Origin of the sequence: Massilia arenae (assembly GCF_008014745.1) — a bacterium.
GTDB lineage: Bacteria > Pseudomonadota > Gammaproteobacteria > Burkholderiales > Burkholderiaceae_D > Telluria > Telluria arenae.
Genome location: NZ_VPFD01000021.1, coordinates 1 through 26,397, shown reverse-complemented (window position 1 = coordinate 26,397; position 26,397 = coordinate 1). Strand labels below are relative to the sequence as shown.

18 protein-coding genes are annotated in these 26,397 nt (G+C 68.9%); 15 read left to right on the top strand and 3 right to left on the bottom strand.

Annotated features, from left to right (window positions below; genetic code table 11):
- Positions 1–6: 6 nt before the first annotated feature.
- From FVD38_RS18315 to FVD38_RS18260, 12 genes are all read left to right on the top strand, one after another.
- Positions 7–756, top strand: coding sequence for a Crp/Fnr family transcriptional regulator (locus FVD38_RS18315; RefSeq protein WP_229493799.1), 750 nt, complete (start codon positions 7–9; stop codon positions 754–756).
- A gap of 375 nt (positions 757–1,131) precedes the next feature.
- Positions 1,132–1,932, top strand: a complete 801-nt coding sequence (locus FVD38_RS18310; protein WP_147936151.1) for an ABC transporter permease — start codon at positions 1,132–1,134, stop codon at positions 1,930–1,932.
- Positions 1,932–3,155 carry an ABC transporter ATP-binding protein gene (locus FVD38_RS18305; protein ID WP_147936150.1) on the top strand — a complete coding sequence of 408 codons (1,224 nt, stop codon included), beginning with the start codon at positions 1,932–1,934 and terminating at the stop codon, positions 3,153–3,155. The genes FVD38_RS18310 and FVD38_RS18305 overlap by 1 nt, the downstream gene beginning before the upstream one ends.
- Positions 3,152–4,486 (top strand): FkbM family methyltransferase, encoded by a 1,335-nt coding sequence (locus FVD38_RS18300; RefSeq protein ID WP_147936149.1) that lies wholly within the window; start codon positions 3,152–3,154, stop codon positions 4,484–4,486. The genes FVD38_RS18305 and FVD38_RS18300 overlap by 4 nt, the downstream gene beginning before the upstream one ends.
- Positions 4,487–4,488: 2 nt before the next feature.
- Complete coding sequence (locus tag FVD38_RS18295; protein ID WP_229493797.1) at positions 4,489–8,787, top strand: glycosyltransferase; 4,299 nt, start codon at positions 4,489–4,491, stop codon at positions 8,785–8,787.
- Positions 8,784–9,818 (top strand): glycosyltransferase family 2 protein, encoded by a 1,035-nt coding sequence (locus FVD38_RS18290; RefSeq protein ID WP_370660648.1) that lies wholly within the window; start codon positions 8,784–8,786, stop codon positions 9,816–9,818. Before FVD38_RS18295 ends, FVD38_RS18290 begins: the two co-directional genes overlap by 4 nt.
- Complete coding sequence (locus FVD38_RS18285; RefSeq protein WP_147936148.1) at positions 9,811–10,185, top strand: GtrA family protein; 375 nt, start codon at positions 9,811–9,813, stop codon at positions 10,183–10,185. Before FVD38_RS18290 ends, FVD38_RS18285 begins: the two co-directional genes overlap by 8 nt.
- Entirely contained in the window at positions 10,185–11,060 is an 876-nt protein-coding gene (locus FVD38_RS18280) for a GNAT family N-acetyltransferase (RefSeq protein WP_147936147.1), read from the top strand. The genes FVD38_RS18285 and FVD38_RS18280 overlap by 1 nt, the downstream gene beginning before the upstream one ends.
- The gene (locus tag FVD38_RS18275; RefSeq protein ID WP_147936146.1) at positions 11,050–11,832 is read left to right on the top strand and encodes a PIG-L deacetylase family protein; all 783 of its coding nucleotides are present in this window, start codon (positions 11,050–11,052) and stop codon (positions 11,830–11,832) included. The genes FVD38_RS18280 and FVD38_RS18275 overlap by 11 nt, the downstream gene beginning before the upstream one ends.
- A gap of 14 nt (positions 11,833–11,846) precedes the next feature.
- Complete coding sequence (locus tag FVD38_RS18270; RefSeq protein WP_147936145.1) at positions 11,847–13,976, top strand: ArnT family glycosyltransferase; 2,130 nt, start codon at positions 11,847–11,849, stop codon at positions 13,974–13,976.
- 26 nt (positions 13,977–14,002) lie between these two features.
- Entirely contained in the window at positions 14,003–15,682 is a 1,680-nt protein-coding gene (locus FVD38_RS18265; protein ID WP_147936144.1) for a hypothetical protein, read from the top strand.
- Positions 15,683–15,792: 110 nt separating this feature from the next.
- Positions 15,793–17,502 carry a response regulator gene (locus FVD38_RS18260; RefSeq protein WP_147936143.1) on the top strand — a complete coding sequence of 570 codons (1,710 nt, stop codon included), beginning with the start codon at positions 15,793–15,795 and terminating at the stop codon, positions 17,500–17,502.
- Here the strand turns inward: FVD38_RS18260 and FVD38_RS18255 are convergent.
- From FVD38_RS18255 to FVD38_RS18245, 3 genes are read right to left on the bottom strand one after another with little or no spacing between them, the layout of a single operon-like run.
- Positions 17,486–20,560 (bottom strand): efflux RND transporter permease subunit, encoded by a 3,075-nt coding sequence (locus FVD38_RS18255; protein ID WP_147936142.1) that lies wholly within the window; start codon positions 20,558–20,560, stop codon positions 17,486–17,488. The genes FVD38_RS18260 and FVD38_RS18255 overlap by 17 nt on opposite strands.
- Positions 20,557–21,702 (bottom strand): efflux RND transporter periplasmic adaptor subunit, encoded by a 1,146-nt coding sequence (locus FVD38_RS18250; protein ID WP_187271643.1) that lies wholly within the window; start codon positions 21,700–21,702, stop codon positions 20,557–20,559. The genes FVD38_RS18255 and FVD38_RS18250 overlap by 4 nt, the downstream gene beginning before the upstream one ends.
- The gene (locus tag FVD38_RS18245) at positions 21,699–23,144 is read right to left on the bottom strand and encodes an efflux transporter outer membrane subunit (RefSeq protein ID WP_229493795.1); all 1,446 of its coding nucleotides are present in this window, start codon (positions 23,142–23,144) and stop codon (positions 21,699–21,701) included. Before FVD38_RS18245 ends, FVD38_RS18250 begins: the two co-directional genes overlap by 4 nt.
- 157 nt (positions 23,145–23,301) lie before the next feature.
- On the opposite strand from FVD38_RS18245, the gene FVD38_RS18240 reads away from it, so the two are divergent.
- Genes FVD38_RS18240 through FVD38_RS18230 form a run of 3 tightly spaced genes read left to right on the top strand, consistent with a single transcriptional unit; the run spans position 23,302 to position 26,197 of the window.
- A complete protein-coding gene (locus FVD38_RS18240) occupies positions 23,302–24,129 on the top strand; it encodes a MipA/OmpV family protein (RefSeq protein WP_147936140.1) in 828 nt (275 codons plus the stop codon).
- A gap of 18 nt (positions 24,130–24,147) precedes the next feature.
- Positions 24,148–24,834: a response regulator transcription factor gene (locus FVD38_RS18235; protein WP_147936139.1), complete on the top strand. Its 687-nt coding sequence runs from the start codon at positions 24,148–24,150 to the stop codon at positions 24,832–24,834.
- Positions 24,821–26,197, top strand: a complete 1,377-nt coding sequence (locus FVD38_RS18230; RefSeq protein ID WP_229493793.1) for a sensor histidine kinase — start codon at positions 24,821–24,823, stop codon at positions 26,195–26,197. The genes FVD38_RS18235 and FVD38_RS18230 overlap by 14 nt, the downstream gene beginning before the upstream one ends.
- The last annotated feature ends 200 nt before the right edge of the window (positions 26,198–26,397 follow it).

The window sequence follows — 26,397 nt, the reverse complement described above, 5'->3', positions numbered from 1 at the left end:
TCCCAGATGACTTCCACCACCAAGCTTTCCCAGAATGCCGAAGCCGCGCCGGGCGCGGCCCCGCAGCTGCAGGAACGCCAGATCCAGGTTCACCTGCGCAAGATTCCCTTGCTCGCCGACCTGGGCGACGAGGACATCGCGCGCGTCAAGACCGAGCTGCGCTATCGCCACTTTCCGAAGCGCTCGGTGGTGCTGCACAAGGGCGGCAACGCCGATGCGCTGCTGTTCCTGCTGTCGGGCCAGCTGCAGGTGATCGACGTCACCGAAGACGGCCGCGCGGTCGGCCTGCGCATGCTGGCGGCCGGCGACTTCTTCGGCGAGATCGCCCTGATCAACGGCTCGACCCGCTCGGCGTCGGTGGTGGCCACCACCGAGGTGCTGGTCGCCTTCCTGCCGGCGTCCACCGCCCTGCACCTGTTCTCGCACTCGCCCTCGGTGGCGCGCAAGATGCTGGGCCACCTGGCGCAAAAAATCCAGCGCGACTCGGAATTCCGCGCCCTGCTCAGCATCAACAATACCTCGCGCCGCATCTTTACGTATATCGCGCTGATGCCGCAGGTGGTGGACAAGGACGGCAAGCAGGTGGTCGAAAACCTGCCGACCCACCAGGACATCGCCAATATGATCAATACCAGCCGCGAGACCGTCACCCGGGCGCTGCTGACGCTGGTACAACAGGGTGTGGTGCAGAAGGAGGCGCATCGGCTGGTGATCCTGGATCCGGATGCGCTGCAGAGGTTGGCGCAGGGCGGTTGAGCGGTTGAGCGGCTGAGCGAAGTTAGCACACGCTTCACCCACCACCCCCAGCACGTCGTTCCCGCGCAGGCGGGAACCCAAGTTTGCCAGCGTTGACGCTGCATCAAGCAGTACTGGCGGCGTGACGAAATTAGGTTCCCGCCTGCGCGGGAACGACGTTTTGAGGCTAACAAAAGAACCGTTTAACGGTTGCTCCATGGCGTTTTTTTAACCCTTCACGCCCCCGCACCGATGTCAGTGTTCACTGACACGTCGTTACAATTGAACAATTTGTGTGCTGGACCGTGGAGTATAATTCCGCTGTTAACGACCCAGCATTACTATGACGACAACCCTCCCGCCACACTCCCTGGCGCCCTCCGACGCGACGACACGATGATCTCCCCCCTGATGCTGCGTGGCCTGTGGGCCTACCGCGGTTTCGTGCTGGGCAGCGTGAAACGCGAATTCCAGTCGAAATACGCGAATGCGATCCTGGGCGCCGTCTGGTCGGTGCTCAGCCCGCTCGCCATGATCCTGGTGTACACCGTGATCTTCTCCGAAGTCATGCGCACCAAGCTGCCCGGCGCCGAGTCCGGCTTCGCCTACTCGATCTACCTGTGCGCGGGCATCCTGACCTGGGGCCTGTTCGCCGAGATCGTCGCGCGCGGGCAAAACATGTTTATCGAGCAAGCCAACCTGATCAAGAAGATCAGCTTCCCGCGCATCTGCCTGCCCTTGATCGTGGTCCTCAATGCGCTGGTCAATTTCGGTATCATCTTTGGCTTGTTCGTGGTGTTCCTGATTGCCACCGGCAACTTCCCCGGCCTGATGTTCTTCTCCCTGCTGCCGGTGCTGGTGGTGCAGGTGCTGCTGGCGATCGGCCTGGCCATGATCGCCGGCGTGCTCAACGTCTTCTTCCGCGACGTTGGCCAGTTCGTGACGATCGCGATGCAGTTCTGGTTCTGGCTGACCCCGATCGTCTATCCGGCCACCATCCTGCCGCCCGAAGTGCGCGAGCTGATGGCGTTCAATCCGATGGCGCCGCTGATCGGCGCCTACCAGGCGGTGCTGGTGCACGGCGCAGCGCCCGACTGGGCCGCGATCTGGCCGGTAACGCTGCTGGCCCTGCTGCTGTGCGTGTTCGGCATGCGCCTGTTCCGCAAGCGCGCCGGCGAAATGGTGGATGAACTCTGATGGGCACGATTACCGTTTCAGGTCTGGGCAAGGCCTATAAAACCTATCCGACGCGCCTGTCGCGCCTGGCGGAGTGGATGCTGCCGCTGCGCGGGCCGCGCCACACGCTCAAGTGGGTGCTGCGCGACGTCAGCTTCCAGGTGGCGCCCGGCGAGGCCGTCGGCCTTATCGGCATCAACGGCGCCGGCAAGAGCACGCTGCTCAAGCTGATCACCGGCACCACGCAGCCGACCACCGGCGGCGTCGCCATGCAGGGCAGCGTGGCCGCCCTGCTCGAACTGGGCATGGGCTTCCATCCCGATTTCACCGGCCGCCAGAACGCCTATATGGCGGGCCAGCTGCTGGGCATGACGGCCGACGAGATCACCGCGCTGATGCCGCAGATCGAAGCCTTCGCCGACATCGGCGAGTACATGGACCAGCCGGTGCGGGTGTATTCGAGCGGGATGCAGATGCGCGTCGCGTTCTCGGTCGCCACCGCGCGCCGGCCCGACATCCTGATCGTCGACGAAGCGCTGTCGGTGGGCGACGCCTATTTCCAGCACAAGAGCTTCGACCGCATCCGCCAGTTCCGCAAGCAGGGCACGACCCTGCTGCTGGTCTCGCACGACAAGCAGGCGATCCAGTCGGTGTGCGACCGCGCCATCCTGCTCGACGGCGGGCGCCTGGCGCGAGAGGGCAAGCCCGAGGAAATCATGGACTACTACAACGCCATGATCGCCGAGCGCGAGAACGAGACCGTGCGCCTGCAGGAAGCGGCCGGCGGCAAGGTGCAGACCGTGTCCGGCACCGGCGAGGCCACGGTGGCCGACATCGCGCTGTTTGATGAGAACGGCGAGCGGGTCGAAGTGGTCGACGTCGGCAGCCCGGTCACGCTCGAGGTCAAGGTGCGCGCCCATGCGCCGATCCCGCGCATGGTGCTCGGCTATATGATCAAGGACCGCCTGGGCCAGCCGATGTACGGCACCAATACCCATCTCAAGGAATTGCCGCTGTCCGACATCCAGGCCGGCGAGGACGTGGTCTACCGCTTCGCCTTCCCGATGAACCTGGGTCCCGGCACCTATTCGGTCGCGACCGCGATCGTCAGCACCGAGACCCACCTGGTCAACAACTACGAATGGCGCGACCTGGCGCTGGTGTTCACCGTGATGAACATGCGCCGTCCCCATTTCGAAGGCTCGGCCTGGCTCGATCCGGCCGTCGACATCCAACGCACATGACTTTCGTTTCCTACTCCCAGAACAGCGAGGACGTGCTCCTGTGGCGCGCGCTGGGCCACGTCAAGGACGGCTTCTACATCGACGTCGGCGCCAACGACCCGGTCGAGCACTCGGTCACCAAGGCCTTTTATGACCGCGGCTGGCGCGGCATCAGCATCGAGCCGCTCCCCTCCTTCCACCAGGCCTTCGAAGAACAGCGCCCGCGCGACGTCAACCTGGCCATCGCGGCCGGCGCCGTCGACGGTGAGCTGACCCTGTACGACGTGCCGGCGGTGCGCGGCTGGGCCTCGCCCGACGCATCGGTGGCCGAACTGCACCGCAGCGAAGGCCATGTGGTGGCCGAGCTCAAGGTGCCGGTGCGCACCCTGGCCGCGATCTGCGCCGAGCACGTGCAGGGCGACATTCACTTTTTGAAGATCGACGTCGAAGGCTTCGAGGGCGAAGTGCTGCGCGGGATGGATTTCCAGCGCTGGCGCCCGTGGGTGCTGGTGATCGAGGCAACGCTCCCCAACAGCCGCGCCACCAACCACGAGACCTGGGAACACCTGGTCACCAGCCAGGGCTACACCTATGCCTGGTTCGATGGCCTGAACCGCTACTACGTGGCGGCCGAACATCCCGACCTGCTGGCGCGGCTGGACATCCAGCCGAACGTGTTCGACGACTACATCACCCACCACCTGGACAGCGCCTGGCAGCAGATCGACGCGCTGCGCGCGCAGTCCGACCACGGCTGGCAGCGCGCGGCCGAACTCGAACGCCATGTGCTCGATTACCAGGAGCGCGCCGAATTCGACGCCCGCACCGCGGCCGAGCTGGCGCAGCGCAGCGAGCGCCTGCGCCAGGAACTGGCCACCGTGCGCCAGGAACTGCGCGCCAGCGAAGCCCAGCTGCAGCAGGTCGAGCTGCAGGCCCAGACCCTCACCGCCCAGCTGCACGAGACCGCGGCCTGGGGCAAGGACCTGGAACTGCGTTTGCTGGTCACCCTGTCGAGCACCTCATGGCGCATCACCGCCCCGCTGCGCTTCATCGCGCGCCGCGGCCCGGACGGCCTGGTCGGACTCACCAAACGCAAGGCGCGCGGCGCCGCCCGCCGTGCGCTGCGCTGGCTGACCTCGCGCGAAGCGTTGCGCCGCACGGTGCTGCCGCTGGTGATGCGTTCGCCCAAGCTGCAGGCGCTGCTGTCGCGGCTGCTCACCGCCGCCAAGCAGGCCACCCAGGAGCAGGCCGCCCATGGCGCGGCCGTGCCGCACGCACAGCGTGAATTGCCGCAATCGGCGCGCGACGCCCTCGAGCAGCTGCGCCGCGCCTACGAACCGAACAAAGACTGACCATGCGCCTGATCATCGACTTCCACGCCCCGCAGGCGGCCCCCGCCCAGGACACGGCCATGCTGCGCAGCCTGGCGCTGTCCCTGCTCGACGCACGCGCGCAGCCGCAGCAACAGCAGCAATGGGACATCCACGTGGCCGTCAGCGGCCGCCATCCGACCGACGTCGACGTGCTGCTCCATGCCTTCGACGGCCTGCTGCCAGAGGGGCGCTTCCACGTCTACGCCCAGCCGAACGGCGACGACGCCTGGCGCCGCCACGGCGCGCACGCGCTGCGCGCCGGTTTCCTGGCGTCGCTGGCGCCCGACCTGGTGCTGTCCATGTGGCAGGCGGACGCCGACCCGGCCTGGGCCGGCTACTGGACCACGGACGTGCCGCAGGTATTGGGCGCGGCCGACCTGGCGAGCGTGCTGGCCGCGCCGCGCGCGCAGCAAGACCTGCTGCGCGGCGCCGCGCTGGTGCTGGCCTTTGACTCCGATGCGGCGCTGACGCTGGACGCCGTGCTGACGCCGGCGCCGGTGCTGGCCATCGACGACATGCAGGCCGTGTACCGTGCGCTGGAAAAGGCGGCGTTCAAGTCCGCGCCCGCCATCGCCCCGTCGACGAAACCCAACCTGGCGCTGGTCTCGCCGCTGCCGCCCGAGCACTCGGGCATCGCCGACTACAGCGCCGAACTGGTCCTCGAGCTCGAGAAACACTATGCGGTCGAACTGGTGCTCACGCCGGGCGCCACGCCCGATGCCGCGCTGGCCCGCTTCGCACAGCGCGACGTCGATTACTTCATGCGCCATGGCGCCGGCTACGACCGCGTGCTCTACCACTTCGGCAACTCGAACGCGCACAAGCATATGTTCGCGCTGCTGCGCCGCCATCCGGGCGCCGTGGTGCTGCACGACTTCTTCCTGAGCGGTGTGCTCGACAATATGGAACGCGACGGCGACGTGCCCGAGGCTTTCCTGCAGGCGCTGTACGCCTCGCACGGCCACAGCGGCCTGCAATACCACCGCGAACACGGCCGCAATCCGTCGATCTGGCAATTCCCGTGCAATAAGGAAGTGCTGGACCGGGCCGCCGGCATCATCGTCCATGGCGACTTTTCGCGCCGCCTGGCCGAGCAGTGGTATGGACCGGGCGCCGCCGACGGCTGGCGCACCATCCCGCTGCTGCGCGGCCAGGTCGCGCACGACGCCGACCCTGCCGCTGCCCGCGCCGCAGCGCGCGTGCGCCTGGGCCTGGGCGCCGACGACTACGTCGTCAGCAGCTTCGGCATGCTCGGCTCGACCAAGCTCAATGACCGCCTGTTGGATGCGTACCTGGCGTCGCCGCTGGCAGCCGACCCGCGCTGCCGCCTGGTGTTCGTCGGCGCCAACGATCCCGGCCCCTACGGCATCGAGCTGCTGCGCGCGATCGCCGAACGCGGCGCCGCCGCGCGCATCGACATCACCGGCTTCGTCAGCGCCGAAGCCTACCAGGACTGGCTAGCCGCCAGCGATTGCGCGGTGCAGCTGCGCACCCAGACCCGCGGCGAGACCTCGGCATCGGTGCTCGACTGCCTGATGCACGGCCTGCCGGCCATCGTCAACGCCCACGGCGGCGCGGCCGACCTGCCGCCCGACGCCCTGTGCATGCTGCCCGACCTGTTCGAAGATAGCGCACTGACGGCGGCGCTGGCCGATTTGTTCGCCACGCCGGCGCGCCGCGCCGCGCTGGCCCAGGCCGGCCGCGCCCACATCGCGCGCCACCACGCCCCAGGCGCCGTCGGCGCCCTGTACGTGGAGGCGATCGAAGCCTTTGCACGCGACAGCGCACCTGCGCTGCGGCGGCAGCTGGTCGCCGCGCTCAGCGCGCCCGGCACGCCGCGCCCGCCGGGCGAGGCGGCGCTGGTCGAGACCGCGTCCATGATCGCCGCCAATGTCCTGCCGACGGCGCCGCGCCAGCTGCTGGTCGATATCTCGGCGCTGGTCCAGGCCGACCACAAGACCGGCATCCAGCGCGTGGTGCGCAGCATCGTGCTGGCGCTGGTGCAGGAACCGCCGGCCGGCTACCGCATCGAACCGGTGTACAGCGAAGGCGGCAACCGCAGCTACCGCTATGCGCGCGCCTTCACGGCGCCCATGCTCGGCACGCCGCCGCTGGCGCTCGAGGATGCGCCGATCGAGGCGCGGCCCGGCGACGTGTTCCTGGGCCTGGACCTGGCCACCAATATGACCACCCAGAACCAGCCGCAACTGCTGGCGCTGCGCCGCCGCGGCGTGGCGGTCTGGTTCACCGTGTACGACCTGCTGCCGCTGCTGCGGCCCGACTGCTTCCCGTTCGGCGCCGAGAAATACTACGGCGACTTCATCGACACCATCTCGCTGGTGGCGGACGGCATCGTGACCATTTCGCGCGCCGTGGCCGACGAGCTGGCTGAATGGCTGGCCGGGCGTCCGAACCGGCGCCTGTCGCCGCTCAAGCTGTCGCACTTCCACCTGGGCGCCGACATCGACGCCAGCGCGCCGAGCCGCGGCCTGCCTGACAACGCGGCCCAGGCCATGGAAGCGCTGCGCCGCACGCCGACCCTCCTGATGGTGGGCACGCTCGAGCCGCGCAAGGGCCAGGCCCAGGCGCTGGCCGCCTGCGAGCTGCTGTGGGCGCGCGGGATCGAGGTCAACCTCGTCATCGTCGGCAAGAACGGCTGGCTGGTCGACGCCCTGGCCGAGCGCCTGCAGGCGCATCCGGAGCGCGAAAAACGCCTGTTCTGGTTCAACGGCGTCTCGGACGAGATGCTGGTGCAGCTCTATGAGCACAGCTCGGCGCTGCTGGCGGCCTCCGAAGGTGAAGGCTTCGGCCTGCCGCTGATCGAAGCGGCCCAGAAGGGCTTGCCGATCATCGCGCGCGGCATCCCGGTATTTCGCGAAGTGGCGGGCGAACACGCCTATTACTTCGAGGGCGGCAAGCCGGAAGACCTGGCCGCCGCCATCGCGGCCTGGCTGGATCTGCACGCGGCCGGCAGCGCGCCGCCGTCGTCCGGCATGCCGTGGCTGACCTGGCGCCAGAGCGCACAGCAGCTGATGGAAGCCGTGGTTGACGGGCGCCACCATGCCAGGCTGTCGGCCGAAGACCTGGCCCCGCAACTGCTGGTCGACGTCTCGGCCATGGTGCGCGAAGACCTGCGCACCGGCATCCAGCGCGTGGTGCGCGCGCAGCTGCTCGAGCTGCTGCGCGCCCAGGGCCGCCACGTGCAGGTGCTGCCGGTGTACCTGAGCGACGAGGGCGGCACCTGGCACTACCGCTACGCACGGCGCTACCTGCATGAGCTGATGGGCACCGTCGGCGACGGCGTGCAGGACGACGAGGTGCACGTCGCCACGGGCGACGTGTTCTACAGCCCCGACGTGTTCCCGCGCGCGGTGATCGAAGCGGCGCGCCACGGCCTGTATGCGCGCTGGCTCGCGGCCGGCGTGCGCGTGCACTTCATGGTGCACGACATCCTGCCGGTGCTGCGTCCCGAATTCTTCCCGCCCGGCGCCGAGCGCGAGTTCGGCGACTGGCTGCGCGCCATCGGCGCCGCCGCCGACGGCCTGGTATGCATCAGCGCCGCCGTGGCCGACGAGACCCGCGAATGGCTGGCGGCCAATGCGCCCCAGGCGGCGCCAGGCGACTACCTGGTGCTGCACCACGGCGCCGACATCAGCGCCTCGCAGCCGAGCACCGGACTGCCGGACGGCGCCGAAGCGCTGCTGGCCGGCCTGCAGGCCGCATCGACCTTCGTGATGGTCGGCACCATCGAGCCGCGCAAGGGCCACCTGCAAACCCTCGACGCCTTCGAGCGCCTGTGGGCCCAGGACCCAGACCTGGACCTGCGCCTGGTGATCGTCGGCGCCGAAGGCTGGAAGGGCTTGCCGGACGGCGCGCGCCGTACCATCCCGCAGCTGGTGGCGCGTCTCTCCAAGCACCCCGAGCTGGGCCGCCGCCTGCACTGGCTGCAGGGCATCAGCGATGAATACCTTGACCGCGTGTACGCGGCCAGCACCTGCCTGCTGTTCGCCAGCGAAGGCGAAGGCTTCGGCCTGCCGCTGATCGAGGCCGCGCGCCATGGCGTGCCGCTGCTGGCGCGCGACCTGCCGGTGTTCCGCGAGGTGGCCGGCGAGCACGCCCATTACTTCAGCGGCGCCGACGGCGCGGCGCTGGCCGCCGCCGTGCAGGACTGGCTGCGCCTGCGCGGCGCCGGCCAGGCGCCGCGTCCCGAGGGCATCGCCGGCCGCACCTGGGCCGACAACGCCGCCGAACTGATGACGCACCTGTTCACCAAACCATGAACGCTACCGACGCACCCGCCATGAACGCCCCCGACAACAAGACTCCCGCCGCGCCGACCGAGAGGATCGCGGTGGTCATCCCGAGCTACCGCGTGACCCGCCACATCCTCGGCGTCATCGCCGGCATCGGCCCCGAAGTCGCGCACGTGTACGTGGTCGACGACCGCTGTCCCGACGGCAGCGGCGCTTTCGTGCGCGCCAACTGCCAGGATGCGCGCGTGACCGTGCTCGAGCATGCCGAGAACCAGGGCGTGGGCGGCGCCGTCATGACCGGCTATCGCGCCGCCATCGCGGACGGCGCTACGGTGATCGTCAAGATCGACGGCGACGGCCAGATGGATGCCTCCCTGATCCCGGTGTTCGTCGCGCCGATCCTGGCCGGCGAAGCCGACTACACCAAGGGCAACCGCTTCTTCAACCTGGAACGCCTGAGCGCGATGCCGCCGGTGCGCCTGTTCGGCAACGCCATGCTGTCGTTCATGACCAAGCTGTCGTCGGGCTACTGGCACCTGTTCGACCCGACCAACGGCTACACGGCGATCCACGCCGACGCCGCGCGCTACCTGCCCTTCGACAAGATCAGCAAGCGCTACTTCTTCGAGAGCGACATGCTGTTCCGCCTGAACACGCTGGGCGCGGTGGCGGTCGACGTGCCGATGGACGCGGTGTACGGCGACGAAGTGAGCAACCTGAAGGTCTCGCAAGTGATCACCGAGTTCGCCGCCAAGAACGTGCGCAACTTCTTCAAGCGCCTGTTCTACAACTACTACCTGCGCAACCTGTCGGTGGCCTCGCTCGAGCTGCCGATCGGCGTGCTCCTGACCACCTTCGGCGTGGTCTACGGCACCGTGCAATGGATCGTCTCGGACCAGCACGACGTCGCGACCCCGGCCGGCAGCGTGATGCTGGCCGCGCTGCCGGTGATCATGGGGGTGCAGCTGATCCTGGCCTTCCTGAATTACGACATCGCGTCGGTGCCGAGCCGGCCACTGCACAAGAAGACGCTGTTCCGGCGCCGCCGCGATGATTGATTCCGCACGCCTGCGCCAGTTTGGCGTGTTCGTGGCCGGCGGCCTGTTGTGCGCCGGGATCGACGTCGGCCTGATGCAGCTCCTGATCGTGCAGGGCTTCCACCACACGACCGCCGCCAGCGCGGGCTTCGTGGCCGGCCTCATGGTCAATTACGCCTTTCATAGCCGGGTCACTTTCGACCAGGCGGCGTCGAAGGCCAGCTTTGCCCGCTATATGTGCGTGGTGGGCTTGAACTACGTGTTGACCCTCGGCTGCGTCGCGCTGGCCGTGGGCCTTGCCGATAACCCGCTGGCCGGGAAGATCCTGTCGCTGCCCCTGGTGGCGGTGAACGGATACCTGCTCAGCCGCTTCTGGATCTTCAAGTGATGCGCATCGCTCCCATCCAATACGACGGCGCCACCCTGGAACGGTATGGCGCCCTGTTCGCAGCCTGCTTCCCGGGCACCGACAAATTCACGCCCGACTACCTCGCCTGGCTGTACACGGCCAATCCGGACGGCCTCGCGGTCGGCATGGATGCCTGGGACGGCGAACGCCTGGCGGCCCATTACGTGTGCGTCCCGGCGCGCGCCTGGGTCGAGGGCAGCGAGGTGCAGGTGCTGCTGTCGCTGAACACCGCCACCCATCCCGACTACCAGGGCAAGGGGCTGTTCACCAAGCTCGCCGCCGCCACCTTCGAGGCCGGCGCCGCGGCCGGTTTCGATGGCGTGTATGGCGTGGCCAATGCCAACAGCACCCCAGGCTTCGTGCGCAAGCTCGGCTTCCAGCTGGTGCGCCCGCTCGAGGCGCGCGTCGGCCTGGGCACGCTGTCGCACGGCCCGAAAACGGCGCCGGCGCAGCTGTCGTTCGAGCGCAGCTGGAGCGCCGCGTCGCTGGCCTGGCGCTGCGCCAATCCGCACAATCCGGTGCACCGCCGCGCCGATGGCAAGCGCCAGCAGTTCTACGCCGCCGCATTCGGCCTGCGCCTGCCGGCCTATGCCGAACTCGATGCCGGCCTCGGCGCCCAAGGTGGAACACAAGGCGCAGCACAAAGCAGCGCCGCGGCGGCGCCGCTGTCGCCCGCGCGCCTGCTGATCGGCCTCGCGCCGGACGCCAACGCCAGCTGGTGGAACTACGCCAGCATCCCCCAGCGCCTGCGTCCGTCGCCGCTGAACCTGATCTACCGTTCGTTCGTGCCGCGCGTAACGCAGCTCGACCCATCCCGCATTCAGTTCAGCTTCCTCGACTTCGATGCCTATTGAGCCCAGCGCGCTGTTCCTGTTCGCCCACCAGGACGACGAGTTCGGGGTATTCGAACGCATCGCCGCCTGCCGCCGCCAGGGCCTGCGGGTGGTGTGCGCCTACCTCACCGACGGCCAGACCGCGAATACGAGTGCAGCGACGCGCAACGCCGAATCGCTGGCGGCGCTCACCAGCCTGGGTGTGGCGGCCGAGGACGTGCACTTCGCCGGCCAGTCGCTCGGCATCGGCGACGCGCGCCTGGCGCTGCACATGGACGCGGCCGGGAACTGGATCGGCGCCTGGATCGACAGCCATTTTCCAATCGACGCGATCCACGTCACCGCATGGGAAGGCGGCCATCACGACCATGACGCGCTGCACGCCCTGACGGTCGTGCTGGCGGCGCAGCGCGGCTTGCTCGCGCGTACCTGGCAATTCTCGTTATACCAGGCCAGCGGCCTGCCCGGCCCGCTGTTCCGGGTGCTGGCGCCGCTGCCGGCCAACGGCCCGGTCAGCGCCAGCCCGATCGGCTGGTCCGCGCGCCGGCGCTACCTGCGCCTGTGCCTTTCCTACCCATCCCAGCGCATGACATGGGTGGGACTGTTCCCGATGGTGCTGCTGCATTACCTGTCACGTGGCGAGCAGACCCTGCAGCCGGTGGCGCCAGAGCGGCTGGACCAGCGTCCACACGCCGGCCCTCTCTACTACGAAAAGCGTCGTTTCTTCACCTGGGAACGACTGCACGAGGCCGTGACCACCTGGCAGGCCAGGCAACCCGCGATCCAACGATAATCACAACCGACCGCATGAACGCTCTTCCAACCGCCCACCGCCGGCTCGCCTGGCACGCCACGTTCGCCCTCGTCCTGGCCTGCATCGCCGCTTACCTGTATCAACGCAACCTGGGGCTGCAGCCCACCGTCTTCGCTGACGAGTGGTTCTACAGCAAGATGGCGCGCCTGATGCCGCTTGCCGAAGCCATCGTGCCCTCCTATCTCTACCTGTGGATGTTCGGCTTCAGCAGCGCCTGCGGCGATGGTTTCCTCGATTGCGTCAGGGTCGGCAACCTGGCGTTTTATCTCGCCGCCGCGCCCTTCGTCCATGCGATCGCGCGCAGGTACACCAACGCTTCGGTCGCCTTGCTGCTGGCCGTGATGTCCATGCTGACGCCGCTGAACATCTACACCGCCTATTTCATGCCCGAAGCGACGTATTACTTCGGCTTCTGCGTACTCAGCTGGATCGCCTTGTGCGGCCAGGCCTGGCGTCCGGCGCTGCAGGCGCTGGCCGCGGGTGCCGTGCTCGGCATCATGAGCCAGGTCAAAGTGCACGCCCTGTTCCTGCTCCCCGCGCTGTGCATCTATCTGGTGTACGCGTCCTGGCACCGTGGCGACGCCTGGCAGGCATGGCTGCCGCGTGGTTTGGGCAACGCCGCCCTCGCGTCGATCCTGACGCTCTGCCTCAAATTCGGACTCGGCTGGCTGCTGGCCGGCGACGCCGGCCTCAGCCTGCTCGGCCCGTTCTACCAGGGCGCGGTCAACTCGGGGAGCGTCGAAGCGCGCCTGGCGCTGCTGGCGCCGGCCTTCATCAGCGCGCGCGGGCACCTGATGGCATTGACGATCCTGCTCGGCGTGCCGCTGGCGATCCTGCTGCATTCCCTGTTCAGGCGCATGCTGCGCGAGCGCGGCGCCGACGCCAATCCCCTGCACGTGTATGCGCTCCTGATGCTGGGCGCGGCGGCCGGCGTGACCGTCATGTACACCGCTTCCCTCGCCGGCCACGATCGCGAGGGCGTGCGCCTGCACCTGCGCTACTATAGCTTCGTGTTCCCGCTGCTCTGGATCGTCGCGGCGGCGGCCATGTTCGAGCGCCGCCCGGCGCTGGAAACAAAGCCGGTGCTGCGCTGGATCATCGCGGCGCTGCTGTTGGCCGTCATGGCGTTTGCCTGGATCAAGCTGCCGACCTACTGGACCAATCACGTCGACGGGCCCGATATCCACGTCGTCGACCTGGGCTGGCGCTATGGCATCACCGTATTCCTGCTGCAGGCCGCCGCGCTCGCGGCGTGGGCAGCGCGCGCGCGCTACGGCGCGGTGCTGTTCGTCGTGCTGTTCCTGCCCTTGCTGCTGCTGGTGAGCCAGGTCAGGGTCGGCGAAGCCCTGGCGCGCCACATTCCGCTCCAGGCGGGCGATACCGCCGGCCGGCTGGTGCACGCCACCGTGCCTCCAGCCGATCGCGCGAAGGTCGTCGTGGTGGGAAATGATATGACGCAAATCATGCGCGTACAGTTCCACATCGACGATCCGGACTCGATGCCGATGCAGATCGAAACGGGTACCGAGATTCCTGCATACCAGGTGCCGGTCGACCACAAATGGATGGTCGTGCTGGGCGACTTTGCGCTGCCGGAGAATGTCGAACTGTTCCATGCCGGCAACGGCTTCAAGCTGCTGCGCCTGCCTGAACCGCCGCCGCTGATCGGACGCGCCGAGCTTGGCGCACCGCTCGACCCGGCCTTCATCAAGTCCGTCGAAGGACTGTCAGGCATCGAGCAGACGGGCCGCTGGTCGGACAGCAAGCAGGTCGTCTTCCATCTCGCCCAGCCGCTGCCGCGCCGCTTCATCCTGTCGTTCAACGGCCGTGCCTTCGGCGACAATGCCAACGTGCCGTTCACGGTACGGGCCGGCAACACCAGCCGCGAGTTCCGTATCGGCTGGCACATGCAGCCCATCAGCCTGACCTTCGACACCGACGGCGGCGCCGACAGCATCACCTTCGAGGTGCCGCGTCCGATGTCGCCTGCCGAGATGGGCACGCCCGGCGACGAGCGCAAGCTCGGCATCTGGATAACCGATATCGCGCTGGCTACGCCGCATGCACCTGCCGCCCTTTCCGGGAACGGCGCGGTGGACGCGCGCAAGCAGGCCGTCCAGTAAGACGGGCGGCATCCATGCAGCCGGCCATGCCTTCGACCTTCGAGCGCTCGCCCGGCGCCTGGCGCGCCGCCTTCGTGCTGGCGCTGGGCGGCGTCTTCGCCTGGCTGTACCTGCGCGGCCACGGGCTGTATCCGGCGGTGTTCGCCGACGAGTGGTACTACAGCAAGATGGCGCGCCTGGCGCCGCTGGGCGAGGCGCTGTTGCCTTCCTACCTGTACCTATGGCTGTTTAGCGCCAGCAACGCCTGCGGCGCCGCCTTCCTGGCTTGCGTGCGCATCGGCAATCTCGCCCTCTACTTCGCCGCCCTTCCGTTCTTCTACCTGACCGCGCGGCGCCATACGACCCAGGCGCTGGCCCAGCTACTGACGCTGTTCGCGGCGGCGGCGCCGCTCAATGCCTACACCATGTACTTCATGCCGGAAGCCAGCTACTGGTTCGGTTTCTGCGTGCTGAGCTGGATCGTGCTGGCCCAGGACCACTGGCGCCTGTCGCAGCAGGCCGTCGCCAGCGGCCTCGTGCTCGGCGCCATGAGCCTGGTCAAGGTGCACGCCCTGTTCCTGCTTCCGGCGCTGTGCCTGTACCTGCTCGTCGCCGCCTGGCTGCAGGGCGCCGCCTGGCTTGGGCGCGGCCTGGCGTCCGCCATCATCGCCACACTGGCGCTGCTGGCGGTCAAATTTGGACTGGGCTGGCTGCTGGCCGGCGACGCCGGACTCAGCCTGCTGGGACCTTTTTACCAGGGCAACGTCGACTCGGGCAGCACCAGCCCGCGCCTGGCGCTGCTGGGACCCGTCGCCGTCAGCGCCATGGGGCACCTGATGGCGCTGGCGGTACTGCTCGGCCTGCCGTTGGCGATCCTGCTGCACTGCCTGGCCAGCGGCGCGCTGGCGCGGCGCAGTGCGCCGACCGGCCGCCTGCTGGCCTGGACCTTCCTGATGCTGGGCTCGGCTGCCGGCTTGGCCGTCGCCTATACCGCCTCGCTGGCAGCGGGCGAGGCCAGCGAAGGCGTGCGCCTGCACCTGCGCTATTACAGCTTCGTCTTCCCCCTGCTGTGGCTGGTCACCGCCGTCAGCGCGGCCCCGCACGGCATGGTGCCCGACGGCGGCGCGCGCTGGCTGCGCTGGACGGTCGCGGTGCCCGTCCTGATGCTCGTCATCGCGGCGGCCGTTTCTCTGCCGACCTATTCGCTGTCGGTCGTGGACGGCCCCGACATCGCCGCCATGAACATGCGCAGGACCGCGGGCCACGTGACGGTCGTGCTGCAGGCGGCTCTGCTGCTTGCCTGGGCGGCCGGACGCGGCAACGCGGCCCGCCTGTTCGTGCTGTGCCTGCTCCCGGTCACCATCCTCGTCGCCCAGGACCGCATCGGCAGCTTCGCCGCGGGCCACCGCGACGGCAATCCGGGGGATCGCGCCGGCGCACTGGTGCTGGACACGGTACCTGCGGCGGAGCGAGGCAGGGTGACCCTGGTCGGCCGCGCGCAGGACCTGCCGCAACTGATGCGCGCACAATTTCATATCGACCATGCCGACAGCGTCGCGCTGACCCTTGGAGAAGGCGCACCGGTATCCGAACACCAATTGCCACCGGGCCATACCTGGTTGCTGATCATGGGAGTGCACCCCGCGCCGTTTGCAACCGCGGTGCGCCGGACCGACGAGTTCACCCTGCTGCGCATGGCTCCGCGCAGCGCGGCGGCAACGCCGTGAGCGCTTCTGTGCGCGCATTAACGGAGTCCTGACGGCCCGTCCCGTTACAGTGGAGTCCACATGCCGGTGCATGGCAATGCCGCCATGCCAGACTTCCCCCAGGACACCCCATGGTACTCGGACCGCCAAAGGACGATTCACTCAAGAAAGCGCTGGACGTGCAGGGCGGCGGCCAGAGCCGCGGCGTGCCGGCGAACGCCGAAGTCGAAGGCAATGCCGTCCACCCGATGGGTCCGCCCGAGGACAATCCCGGCGTCCACCACTGGCAATCCGGCTACATCGAGCACGGTGGCCTGGACGAGCGCGGCAATATTTTCTTTGCCGCGGTCGAGATGACCCGTATGCCGATGCTGATCACCGATCCGCGCCAGAACGACAACCCGATCGTGTTCGCCAACGGCGCCTTCACCGACCTGACCGGCTATGGCGAAGAACAGATCCTGGGCCGCAACTGCCGCTTCCTGCAGGGAGCCGACACCGACCGCGCCACCGTGGCCGAGCTGCGCCGCGCGGTCGACGAAGAGCGCGCGGTGGCGGTCGACATCCTGAACTACAAGGCCGACGGCACGCCGTTCTGGAACGCCCTGTTTTTCGGCCCCATCTTCGACCAGGACGGCAAGCTGCTGTACTTCTTCGCCTCGCAGATGGACATCACCGAGCGCCGCAACAACCAGGAATCCTGGCTGCAGGCGCAAAAGATGGAAGCCATCGGCCAGCTCTCGGCCGGCATGGCCCACGATTTCAACAACCTGCTGCAGGTCATCAATGGCAACCTCGAAGTCGCCCTGCTCGGCGCCGGGCCCCAGCACAAGGCGGCCGAGCCGATCCGGCGCGCCCAGCGCGCCACCATGCAGGCCGGCAAGCTGACCCAGCAGCTACTGACCTTCGCGCGCAAGCAGCGCCTGGAACCGAAGCGCCTGAGCCTGAACAGCCTGGTGGTCGAGTTTTCCGACATGCTGGTGCGCACCCTGGGCGACAAGATCGACCTGCGGCTCGACCTCAAGCCCGGCCTGCCGGCCAGCACGATCGACCCGACCTATCTAGAGATGGCGCTCCTGAACGTCGTGCTCAATGCGCGCGACGCGATGCCGGGCGGCGGTGCGGTCACCGTCGGCACCGCCGTGCTGGGCGAGGAGCGCCGCCGCCTGCTGGGCCTCTCCCCGGGCGACTACGTCTGCATCTGCGTGCAGGACGAGGGCGAAGGCATGACGCCCGAGGTCAGGCGCCGCGCCACCGAACCGTTCTTCACCACCAAGGGGCCGGGCACCGGCCTGGGCCTGGCGATGGTGCACGGCTTCGTCCAGCAATCGCACGGCAAGCTCGACATCGAAAGCGAGCCGGGCCGGGGCACCCTGGTGCGCATGGTGTTCCGGGTCGCCGAGCAGGCCGCCAGCGACGATGCTTCGCAGGCCAAACGGCGCGGCGGCACGCCCGCCGAACCGCAACAGCGGCGCTGCCGCATCCTGGTGGTCGAAGACAATGACGACGTGCGCGAGCTGGCCGAGAGCATGCTCGAAATGGCCGGCTACGAGGTGCTGTCGGCCCCCAGCGGCGAGCGCGCGCTCGGCCTGCTGGAAAGCGGCGAACAGGCCGACCTGCTGTTCACCGACGTGATCATGCCGGGCGGGATGAACGGGCTGGAACTGATCGAACGCGTGCACGCCAAGCGTCCCGGCCTGCCGGTGCTGGTCACCACCGGCTATATGGACGAACTGCCCGGCCGCGGCAAGCCCAGCGGCACGCTCGACGTGCTGTCCAAGCCCTATCAGCACCAGGATTTGCTGGAGCGGGTCGGGGCGGCGCTCAAGCGGGCTGCGTGAGGGTAGCCTTGCCCGGCCGCAGCCAGCGCACGCAATCGTCCACATAGCTGTAGACCACCGGAATCACCAGCAGGCTGAGGAAAGTCGAGGTCAGCAAGCCCCCGATCACGACGATCGCCATCGGCGACCTGAAGCTCGGATCGCCCAGCCAGCCCAGCGCCACCGGCAGCATGCCGGCGCCCATGGCGATCGTCGTCATCACGATGGGCCGGGCGCGCTTGCGGCAGGCGTCGAGGATGGCCTCGTGCCGCCCCAGGCCGTGCTCCTGGCGCGCGATCACGATGTAGTCGACCAGCAGGATCGAGTTCTTGGTCGCGATCCCCATCAGCATGATCAGGCCGATCATCGACGGCATCGACAGCGCCGAGCCGGTCACGAACAGCGCCAGGAAGGCGCCCGGCACCGACAGCACCAGCGCCGCAAGGATGGTGAGCGGCTGCATGAAGCCTCGCAGCAACAGCACCAGCACCATGTAGATGCACAGCACGCCGGTCAGCATGGCCATGCCGAAGCCGGCCGCCATCTCGCCCATCTCCTCGGCATCGCCCACCGCCGTGCGCTCGATCCCGGGCGGCAGGTCGCGCACGCTGGGCAGCGCCAGCACCGCCTGCTCGACGTCGCCCAGCGCCAGGCCGTCGAGCTGGATGTCGAAGCTGATATTGCGCCGGCGGTCCAGGCGCGCGATCTCGACCGGGCCGCTGCCGTGTTCCAGCGTGGCGACGTTTTCCAGCGGCACCGGCCCGCGCGCACCCGGTACAGGCAGGCGCTTGAGCGTATCGAGGTCGCCGCGCGCGGCCTCGCCCAGGCGCACCAGCACGGGCACCTGGCGCTGTTCCAGGTTCAGTTTCGGCAGGTTTTCCTGGTAGTCGCCGACGGTGGCGATGCGCAAGGTTTCGGCGATGCTGCCTGACGTCACGCCCAGGTCGGCCGCGCGCGCGAAGTCCGGCGTCACCACCAGTTCGGGCCGCAGCAGACTGGCGCTGGAGGTCACGGCGCCGATGCCTTTGACGCTGCGCAGTTCGCGCTCGACCAGCGGCGCGTGGCGCGCCAGCGCCTGGCCGTCCTCGCCCGACAGCACCAGCGTGTACACCTCGGACCCGCCGGCGCCGACCTGGATCCGCACCCCGGGCAGTTCGGCCAGCAGCGCGCGCAGCTCGCGTTCGATCTGCTGCTTGCGCATGCCGTCGCGTTCGGGACGCGGGGTCAGCGTCAGGGTGAGCTGCGCGGTACGCACATCGGCCGCGGCGGCCGCCTGCATATCGGTCGGATCGCCACCGCCGCCACCGCCGCCGATCGCCGTGTACACCTGGCGCACGTGGCGATGCCGCGCCAGCGCCACCCGCGCGCGTTCGGCCATGGCGACCGTCGCGCGCAGCTCGCTCCCCGGCGGCATATCGAGGGTCACCCGGGTCTGGGCGTCGTCGTCGGCCGGGATGAAAGTGGATGGCAGGATGGCCGCCAGGCCGATGCCGGCGGCGAACAGGATGGCGGCGGCGCCGACGGTGGCGCGGCGGTGGCGCAGGCACCAGCCGGCCCAGGCAAGATAGCGCGACATCCAGGCCGGTTCGCGCCGTGCATGCTGCTTTGGCGCGCGCAGCAGCCAGGCGGCCATCATCGGCGTGAGCATGCGCGCCACCACCAGCGAGAAGAACACGGCGCCGGCGGCGGTCCAGCCGAACTGCACGAAGAACTTGCCGGCGGTGCCGCTCATGAAGGCGGTCGGCAGGAACACCGCGATCAGGGTGAAGGTAGTGGCGACCACCGCCAGGCCGATTTCGAGCGAGGCATCGATCGCCGCCTGCATCGGGTCCTTGCCCATCAAGAGGTGGCGCTCGATGTTCTCTACCTCGACAATGGCGTCGTCGACCAGCACCCCGACCACCAGCGACAGCAGGGTGACGATATTGAGCGTGAATCCCATCGCCTGCATCAGGGCGAAGGTCGGGATCACCGACAGCGGCAGCGCCACCGCCGCGACCAGGGTGGCGCGCCAGTCGCGCAGGAAGGCGAACACCACCAGCACCGCCAGCAGGCCGCCTTCGACCAGCATGCGCAGCGAGCTGGAATAGCTCTCCTCGACCTGGTCGATGAAGTTGTAGGCCTCGGAAATCGTCACGTCGGGGTGGCGCGCGCGCAGGCCATCGAGCGCCGCGCGCACGCCTTCTGCGACCTCGAGTTCGCCGGCGCCACGGGCGCGCACGATTTCAAAGCCGACGCTGGGCGCGCCATCGAGGAAGGCTGCCGCGCGCGGCTCGGCCACGGTGTCGCTGACGCTGGCGACCTCGCCCAAGCGGATGCGGCGGCCGTCGGCCAGCGCCAGCTCGATGGCGCCGATCTGGGCCGCCGTCTGGACCGTGGCGATGGTGCGCACCGATTGCTCGGCGCCGCCGAAGCCTACTCGCCCGCCGGATGCTTCCTGCTGCACCTGGCGCAACTGGCGCGAGATGTCGGCCGCCGTGGCGCCGAGGGCCAGCAGGCGATCGGGATCGAGTTCGACCCGCACTTCACGGCTGGCGCCGCCGACGCGGGCGACGCTGCCCACGCCGGGCACGCCCAGCAAGGTGCGGGCGACGGTATCGTCGACGAACCAGGACAGTCCTTCGGCATCCATGCGCGTCGACGCGATCGCATAGCTGACGATCGGCGTGCCCGCCAGCTCGACCTTCCTGACGATGGGATCGCGCAGGTCCGGGGGCAGGTCGGCGCGCACGCGCGAGATGGCGTCGCGCACGTCGTCCACCGCCAGCTGTACCGGCTTGTCGAGCCTGAACTCGATCGTGATATTGGCCTCGCCATCGGTCACGCTGGTCTGGATGTGCTTGACGCCCTGCATGGTGGCCAGCGCATTCTCGATGCGGCGCGCCACCTCGGTCTCGACCTGCGATGGAGAAGCGCCGGGCCAGGAAGCCGACACCGTCACCGTGGGCAGGTCGAGGTCGGGAAAGTTTTGCACCTTCATGCCGGCGAAGGCCATCAGGCCGGCCAGGGTCATGAGGACGAACAGCAGGATGACGGGGATCGGATTGTGGATCGACCAGGTGGAGACGTTCAGTTTCATCGGCTGGCCTGTTTGTTTGCATCGATATTGTCGGTGTCACTGGTGACGTGCACCAGGTCGCCGTCGCCGAGGAAGGCGACGCCCGCGGCCACCACCCGGTCCTGGGCCTTGATGCCCTGCAGGATTTCGACCCGGTCGCCGCTGCGCCGGCCCAGGCTCACCCGGGTCTGCTCCACGCGCGAATCGTCGCCCACCCGCATCACGTAGCTGAAACCTTCGCGCAACAGGGTCGCGCTTTGCGGCAGGGTCTCGGCCGCGCGCTCGCCCAGGTCGAACTCGCCGCGCGCGAACATGCCGGCGCGCGCGGCCGGATGCGGCGCCAGGTCGACATAGGCCATGCCGTTGCGGGTCTGCAGGTCGATCGCCGGGGCCAGCATGCGCAGTTCGCCGGCGATGTGCTGGCCGCCCGCGAGCGCGATCGTCACCCGCTGCCCTGGCCGCAGCAGGTCCAGGTCGCGGCCAGCCACCTCGGCGCGCCATTCGAGCCGGCCGCCGCGGATCAGGCGAAACAGTTCTTGCCCGGCCGACGCCACCGCGCCGACCGTGGCCGCGCGCAGCGAGACGATGCCGTCGTCCGGCGCCACGATGCGGGTCTGGGCCAGGCGCAGGGACTGGGTCGCCAGTACGGCGCGCGCCGCCTCGAGCCGCGCCCCGGCAGCGCGTTCGGCGCTCACCTGCTGCTCGATCTGTTGCGCCGCCATCGCGCCGCTCTCGGCCAGCAGTCTGGCGCGGCGTGCGTTGCCGGCCGCTTCGCCAAGCATGACTTCGGCCTCGGCCAGCGCGGCGCGTGCCTGCGCCAGTTCGGCTTCGACGGTCTCGGCCGCGAAGCGCGCCAGTAGCTGGCCGCGGCGCACCCGGTCGCCGACATTGACCTTGACCTCGACCAGGCGCAGGCCGTTGGCTTCGGCGCCGATGCTGGCCTCTTGCCACGGCTGGATATTGCCGCTGGCGGCGATGCGGGTCGGGATGGTGAGCTGGCTGAGCGTGGTCACGGCCACGGCCAGGGCCGGCTGGCCGGGGCCGCGGGTGGCGTCGGTCACGGCCGACGACGCGTCGTTGGCCGGGCTCAAGACGGCCACGAAGGCGGCGCCGGCCAGTGCGGTAGCGGCGACCAGCGCCAGCTTGCGGGATGTCTTCATCATGGGTTCCTCGGGTCGGTCGGTGCGTCGGATGGGGAAACTGAAGATGCGATGGCGTCGGTCGGCGACCAGCCGCCGCCGAGTGCACGGTAGAGCGCGATCCAGGCCAGCAGGCGCTCGCTGCGCTGGTCGACCAGGGCGCTGTTGGCCGCGCGCAGGCTGCGGCGCGCGTCTTCCAGGTCGAACAGGCTCGATGCGCCGACCTGGTAGCTGGCGAAAGTGGCCGCGTAAGCGCGCCCGTAGCCATCGACCGCGGCGACGGCGACCGAGCCGCGCCGCGCGCTGCTGTCCAGGGTCACCATGGCGCCCTCGACTTCCTGGACCGCGGTGCGCAGGCGGCCCGCATACACGGCCGTGGCCGCGCGATAGCGCTCGCGCGCGGCGGCGGCGTCGGCGCGCCGCACGCCGCCGTCGAACAGGGGAAAAGTCACCGCGACCGGTCCCACGCTCCAGGTGCCGCCCTCGCTGCTGACACCCAGGCTGGACGAGCGCAAGGCGCCGATGCTGCCGGCCAGGGTGACGCGCGGCCAGCGCCGCGCCTGCGCCTGCGCGGCGTCAAAGGCGGCGGCTTCGACGTCGCGCGCGGCGGCGTGCAGGTCGGGGCGCTGCGCCAGCGCCAGCGCCGGCACCGTGCGCACCTCGATGGCGGCCGGCTCGGGCAGGCGCGCGGTCGCGGCCTCGAGCTGGCGCCGCAACGCCGGTTCGTCTTGCGCCGCCAGCGCCACCAGCGCCTTGACCAGCAATTCGCACTGCGCCTGCTGGCGCAGCAGCGCCACCTGGCCCTCGGCCGCGCTGGCGCGCGCCAGTTGCGTGGCCGACGGCGCCTGGACGCCGGCAGCGGTGGCGGCTTCGGTCAGGCGCGCGGTCTCGCCGCGCGAACGGGCATCGATGCCGGCCTGCGCGAGGTGCGCTTCGCAGGAGCGCAGTTCCACGTACAGGCGCGCCGTCTCGGCCGCCACCGAAACACGCGCCTCGTGCCACAGCGCGCTGGCGCCGTCCAGGCGCGCCGCGGACGCATCCCGGCCGGCGCGGTTGGCGCCGGACAGGTCGAGCTCCCAGGCCGCCTGCAGGCCCAGCGACGAGACTTGCGCGACCGGAGCAGTGGACTCGGGGCGTTCGCGGCTGGCGCTGGCGGCAAGATCGAGCGACGGCAGCAGCGCAGCGCCGCCGGCCACCCTGGCGGCGCGGGCATCGGCCAGGTTGGCGCCGGTCTGGGCCAGCGTCGGACTCGCTTCCTGGGCCGCGTCGATCAGGGCCAGCAGCAGTGGATCGTCGAAGCGCTCCCACCACCGGCGCAGATCGGCGACGCTGCCGCCGTGGGGCAGCGGCGCGTGCCAGCTGGCGGCCGGCTGCGTATCCGGTCCTGGCAGCGCCGGCAGCGGAGCGGCGCAACCGGCTGCAAGCAGCGCTGCGGCAAGGGCGATGGATTGTTTTATCGGGAACACAGGAACCTTCATCGTGGTCTGGAATGCCTGGACTATCGGGCCAGTCGTCTTTCCGAATACTTACTGAGACGATGTCGTCGAGACGTCGCGACGGTAAGTGTTGCGTAAGACGAGAGGCCCGAGCATGGCGTCTCCAACAACCTCGAGAGAGTCCCCCATGCCTGCTCCACGCTTTACTTCCCACTTCCTGTCACGCGTCGCCAGCCTGGTCCACATCCCCGTCATCGCCGCCGCCATGTTGTATTCCCTGCCCGCCCTGGCCCAGCCAGGCAACGGCGCGCAGTCTTCGTCCTGGGCGCTGGGCGTCGGCGCCATCTCGCGCGACCGGGCCTATACCGACATCGACCGCGACAATATGGCCCTGCCCTTCTTCCAGTACGAGAATCGCTGGGTCTCGATCGCCGGCCCGCAGGTTGGCTTCAAGCTGCTCAGCCTCGACGTGACACCGACGCAAAGCCTGAACTTCGACCTGATCGCCCGCTATGACGGCAGCGGCTACGACGACGACGACATCGAGGACACGCCGATCCTGGCCGGCATGCGCGAGCGGAAAGGCGGCTTCTGGGCCGGTGCTAGAATCGAATGGAAAACCGGCTGGGTCGACGTCAGCGCCGAAGCGCTGGGTGACGCCTCCGGCAACAGCAAGGGCAAGCGCTTCAACCTCGGCGTGGAGAAGACATGGCATATCGGCGAGCGCGTGATGATCACGCCGCGCGTGACTGCGAGCTGGAACGACAAGAAATACGTCGACTACTACTATGGCGTGCGCGCCGACGAGGCGCGCCCCGGCCGCGCCGCCTACCAGGGCGAGTCGGGGGTGAACGCCGAGGTGGGCATCCGCGGCATCTACATGTTCGACCAGCGCCATTCGATGTTCGTCGACTTCGAGGTGTCGCGCCTGGCCAAGGAGATCAAGGACAGCCCGCTGGTCGACCGCTCGACCGAGAACCGGGTGTTCGTCGGCTACCTGTACCGCTTCAAGTGAGCCAGGGATGAGCACACAATGAGCCGCGTCCTCCTGATCGAAGACCACGAACGCCTGGCCCAGCTGGTCTGCAAGGGCCTGGCTGCGGCCGGCATCGCCGCCGATGTGGCCACGCGCATCGACGGCGCCTGGGCCTCGCTCCAGCAGATGCCCTACCAGGCGCTGATCCTCGATCGCGGCCTGCCCGATGGCGATGGGCTGGCCCTTCTCGCCAGGATGCGCGCGGCCGGCCTGGGCATCCCCTGCCTGGTGCTGACGGCGCGCGAAGCCCTGCACGACCGCGTCCAGGGCCTCGAGGCCGGCGCCGACGACTATCTCGCCAAGCCCTTCGCCATGGACGAGATGGTGGCGCGGGTGCGCGCCCTGCTGCGCCGGCCGGCGCAGTTCCGTCCGATCGAACACGCCCACGGCGACCTGGCGCTGCTGCCCGAGGGCGACCTGCTGTGCTGCGGCAAAGAGCGCATCACGCTGGCCCCGGCCGAAATGCAGATCATGCTGCTCCTGCTGCGCAAGCACGATACCACCGTGCGCCGCGGCGCGCTGGAAGCCGCGGCCTGGGGCCTGAACGAGGCGGTCACCCCGAACGCGCTCGACGTCGCCCTGCACCGCCTGCGCCGCAAGCTGGCGGCGATCGGTTCGCGCCAGCGCATCGTCAACCTGAGGGGCGTGGGCTATGCCCTGCGCGAAGACGATGCGGCTCAATAGCATCCGCATCAAGGTCGTCATGGCCTTCATCGCCGGCACCCTGCTCAGCGTGGTGCTGATCGTGCTCATCGTGTGCCTGGCGCTGCGCAGCGATGTGCTGGCGCGGATGGACATGTCCGACATGGCCCAGGACCTGTCAACCAAGATCGTGATCGACCGCGAGGGCCGGCCGGTCCTGGAAACCGAGGATCATCCCGACATCGACTGGGCATTCGAGAGCCTGGGACGCGAGGTCGCCTACCGGGTCGTCGATGGCAGCGGCAGCGTGGCGCTGTTGTCCGACGCCGGCAGGCAATTCTGGCCCGACGGCCTGCTACCGCGCGGGAATGGCGCCGAACGTTTCGATTTCGAGCGCGATGGGGTAATCTTCTTCGCCGCCACCGAGCCGATCGCCGCAAGCGACAATACCTGGTTCGTGCAGGTGGCCGTCAGCAACCGCATGATGCACCTGCTGCACCGGGTCGCGATGCCGCTGGTGGGCGCCGGCATCGCCCTGTTTACGCTGGTGTTGCTGGTCGCCTTCGGCCTGTGCACCTGGATCACGCTGCGCTATACCCTGCGGCCGCTGCAGGACGTGTCGACCTCGGCAGCCGGCATTTCGCTGTACTCGATGCATGCGCGCCTGCGCACCGATGCGGTGCCGACCGAGATCGCGCCGCTGGTCGGCAGCTTCAACCGTGTCCTCGAGCGCCTGGAGCAGGCCTACCGCGCGCAGCAGGAATTCCTGGGCAATGCGGCGCACGAACTCAAGACGCCGCTGGCGATGATCCGGGCCCAGGTGGAGCTGGGCGTCGACAGCGAAGCGGACCGCGCCGCGCTGTTGAAAGACGTCGCCTATATGTCGCGCCAGGTGCAGCAGTTGCTGCTGCTGGCCGAGGCCAGCGAAGCGACCAACTACGACTTCGGCACCGTGCGGGTGCGCGAGGCCGCCGACGAGGCGGTCGGCTACCTGCAGCGCATGGCCGAAGGGGCGCGGGTGGAACTGGCAGTGTCGGCCGAGGACGATTCGCTCGCGTGGCGGGCCGACCGCGGCGCCCTGTTCACCTTGTTGAAGAACCTGCTGGAGAATGCGATCGAGCACGCGCCGGCCGGTTCGGCCGTCAGCGTAGAGATCGCAGCCGACACCCTGTGCGTGCGCGACCACGGGCCGGGTGTCGAGGCGGCGCAGCTGGCGCTGCTGTTCGACCGCTTCTGGCGTGGGCCGCACCGGCGCGATCTTGGGGCGGGATTGGGGCTGTCGATCTGCCAGGAGGTGGCGCGGGCCCACGGCTGGCGGCTCGCGGCGGAGCGTGCCGAGCCAGGGCTGCGATTCACATTGTCGGCCCAAAAACGTCGTCCCCGCGAAGGCGGGGACCCAAGTTAATCAGCGCAGCCACTAAGGTTTGCTTCAGTGGAGTGCATGAGACTTGGGTCCCCGCCTGCGCGCTACGCTGAGCCTACATCTTCAACATTTATTTGGCGTATGCTGAATCATTGAAGTGTGGACTCAATGGAGGTCGCCATGGCTTCTCTCGAACTGCTCAGGGATGAGCATTGCATCGGCGAATTTGGGGACGAACGTCT

Excerpts from the sequence above, each read along its gene's own strand:
- FVD38_RS18315 (WP_229493799.1), top strand. The coding sequence starts at position 7 with ATGACTTCCACCACCAAGCTTTCCCAGAATGCCGAAGCCGCGCCGGGC.
- FVD38_RS18310 (WP_147936151.1), top strand. The coding sequence starts at position 1,132 with ATGATCTCCCCCCTGATGCTGCGTGGCCTGTGGGCCTACCGCGGTTTC.
- FVD38_RS18305 (WP_147936150.1), top strand. The coding sequence starts at position 1,932 with ATGGGCACGATTACCGTTTCAGGTCTGGGCAAGGCCTATAAAACCTAT.
- FVD38_RS18300 (WP_147936149.1), top strand. The coding sequence starts at position 3,152 with ATGACTTTCGTTTCCTACTCCCAGAACAGCGAGGACGTGCTCCTGTGG.
- FVD38_RS18295 (WP_229493797.1), top strand. The coding sequence starts at position 4,489 with ATGCGCCTGATCATCGACTTCCACGCCCCGCAGGCGGCCCCCGCCCAG.
- FVD38_RS18290 (WP_370660648.1), top strand. The coding sequence starts at position 8,784 with ATGAACGCTACCGACGCACCCGCCATGAACGCCCCCGACAACAAGACT.
- FVD38_RS18285 (WP_147936148.1), top strand. The coding sequence starts at position 9,811 with ATGATTGATTCCGCACGCCTGCGCCAGTTTGGCGTGTTCGTGGCCGGC.
- FVD38_RS18280 (WP_147936147.1), top strand. The coding sequence starts at position 10,185 with ATGCGCATCGCTCCCATCCAATACGACGGCGCCACCCTGGAACGGTAT.
- FVD38_RS18275 (WP_147936146.1), top strand. The coding sequence starts at position 11,050 with ATGCCTATTGAGCCCAGCGCGCTGTTCCTGTTCGCCCACCAGGACGAC.
- FVD38_RS18270 (WP_147936145.1), top strand. The coding sequence starts at position 11,847 with ATGAACGCTCTTCCAACCGCCCACCGCCGGCTCGCCTGGCACGCCACG.
- FVD38_RS18265 (WP_147936144.1), top strand. The coding sequence starts at position 14,003 with ATGCCTTCGACCTTCGAGCGCTCGCCCGGCGCCTGGCGCGCCGCCTTC.
- FVD38_RS18260 (WP_147936143.1), top strand. The coding sequence starts at position 15,793 with ATGGTACTCGGACCGCCAAAGGACGATTCACTCAAGAAAGCGCTGGAC.
- FVD38_RS18255 (WP_147936142.1), bottom strand. The coding sequence starts at position 20,560 with ATGAAACTGAACGTCTCCACCTGGTCGATCCACAATCCGATCCCCGTC.
- FVD38_RS18250 (WP_187271643.1), bottom strand. The coding sequence starts at position 21,702 with ATGATGAAGACATCCCGCAAGCTGGCGCTGGTCGCCGCTACCGCACTG.
- FVD38_RS18240 (WP_147936140.1), top strand. The coding sequence starts at position 23,302 with ATGCCTGCTCCACGCTTTACTTCCCACTTCCTGTCACGCGTCGCCAGC.
- FVD38_RS18235 (WP_147936139.1), top strand. The coding sequence starts at position 24,148 with ATGAGCCGCGTCCTCCTGATCGAAGACCACGAACGCCTGGCCCAGCTG.
- FVD38_RS18230 (WP_229493793.1), top strand. The coding sequence starts at position 24,821 with ATGCGGCTCAATAGCATCCGCATCAAGGTCGTCATGGCCTTCATCGCC.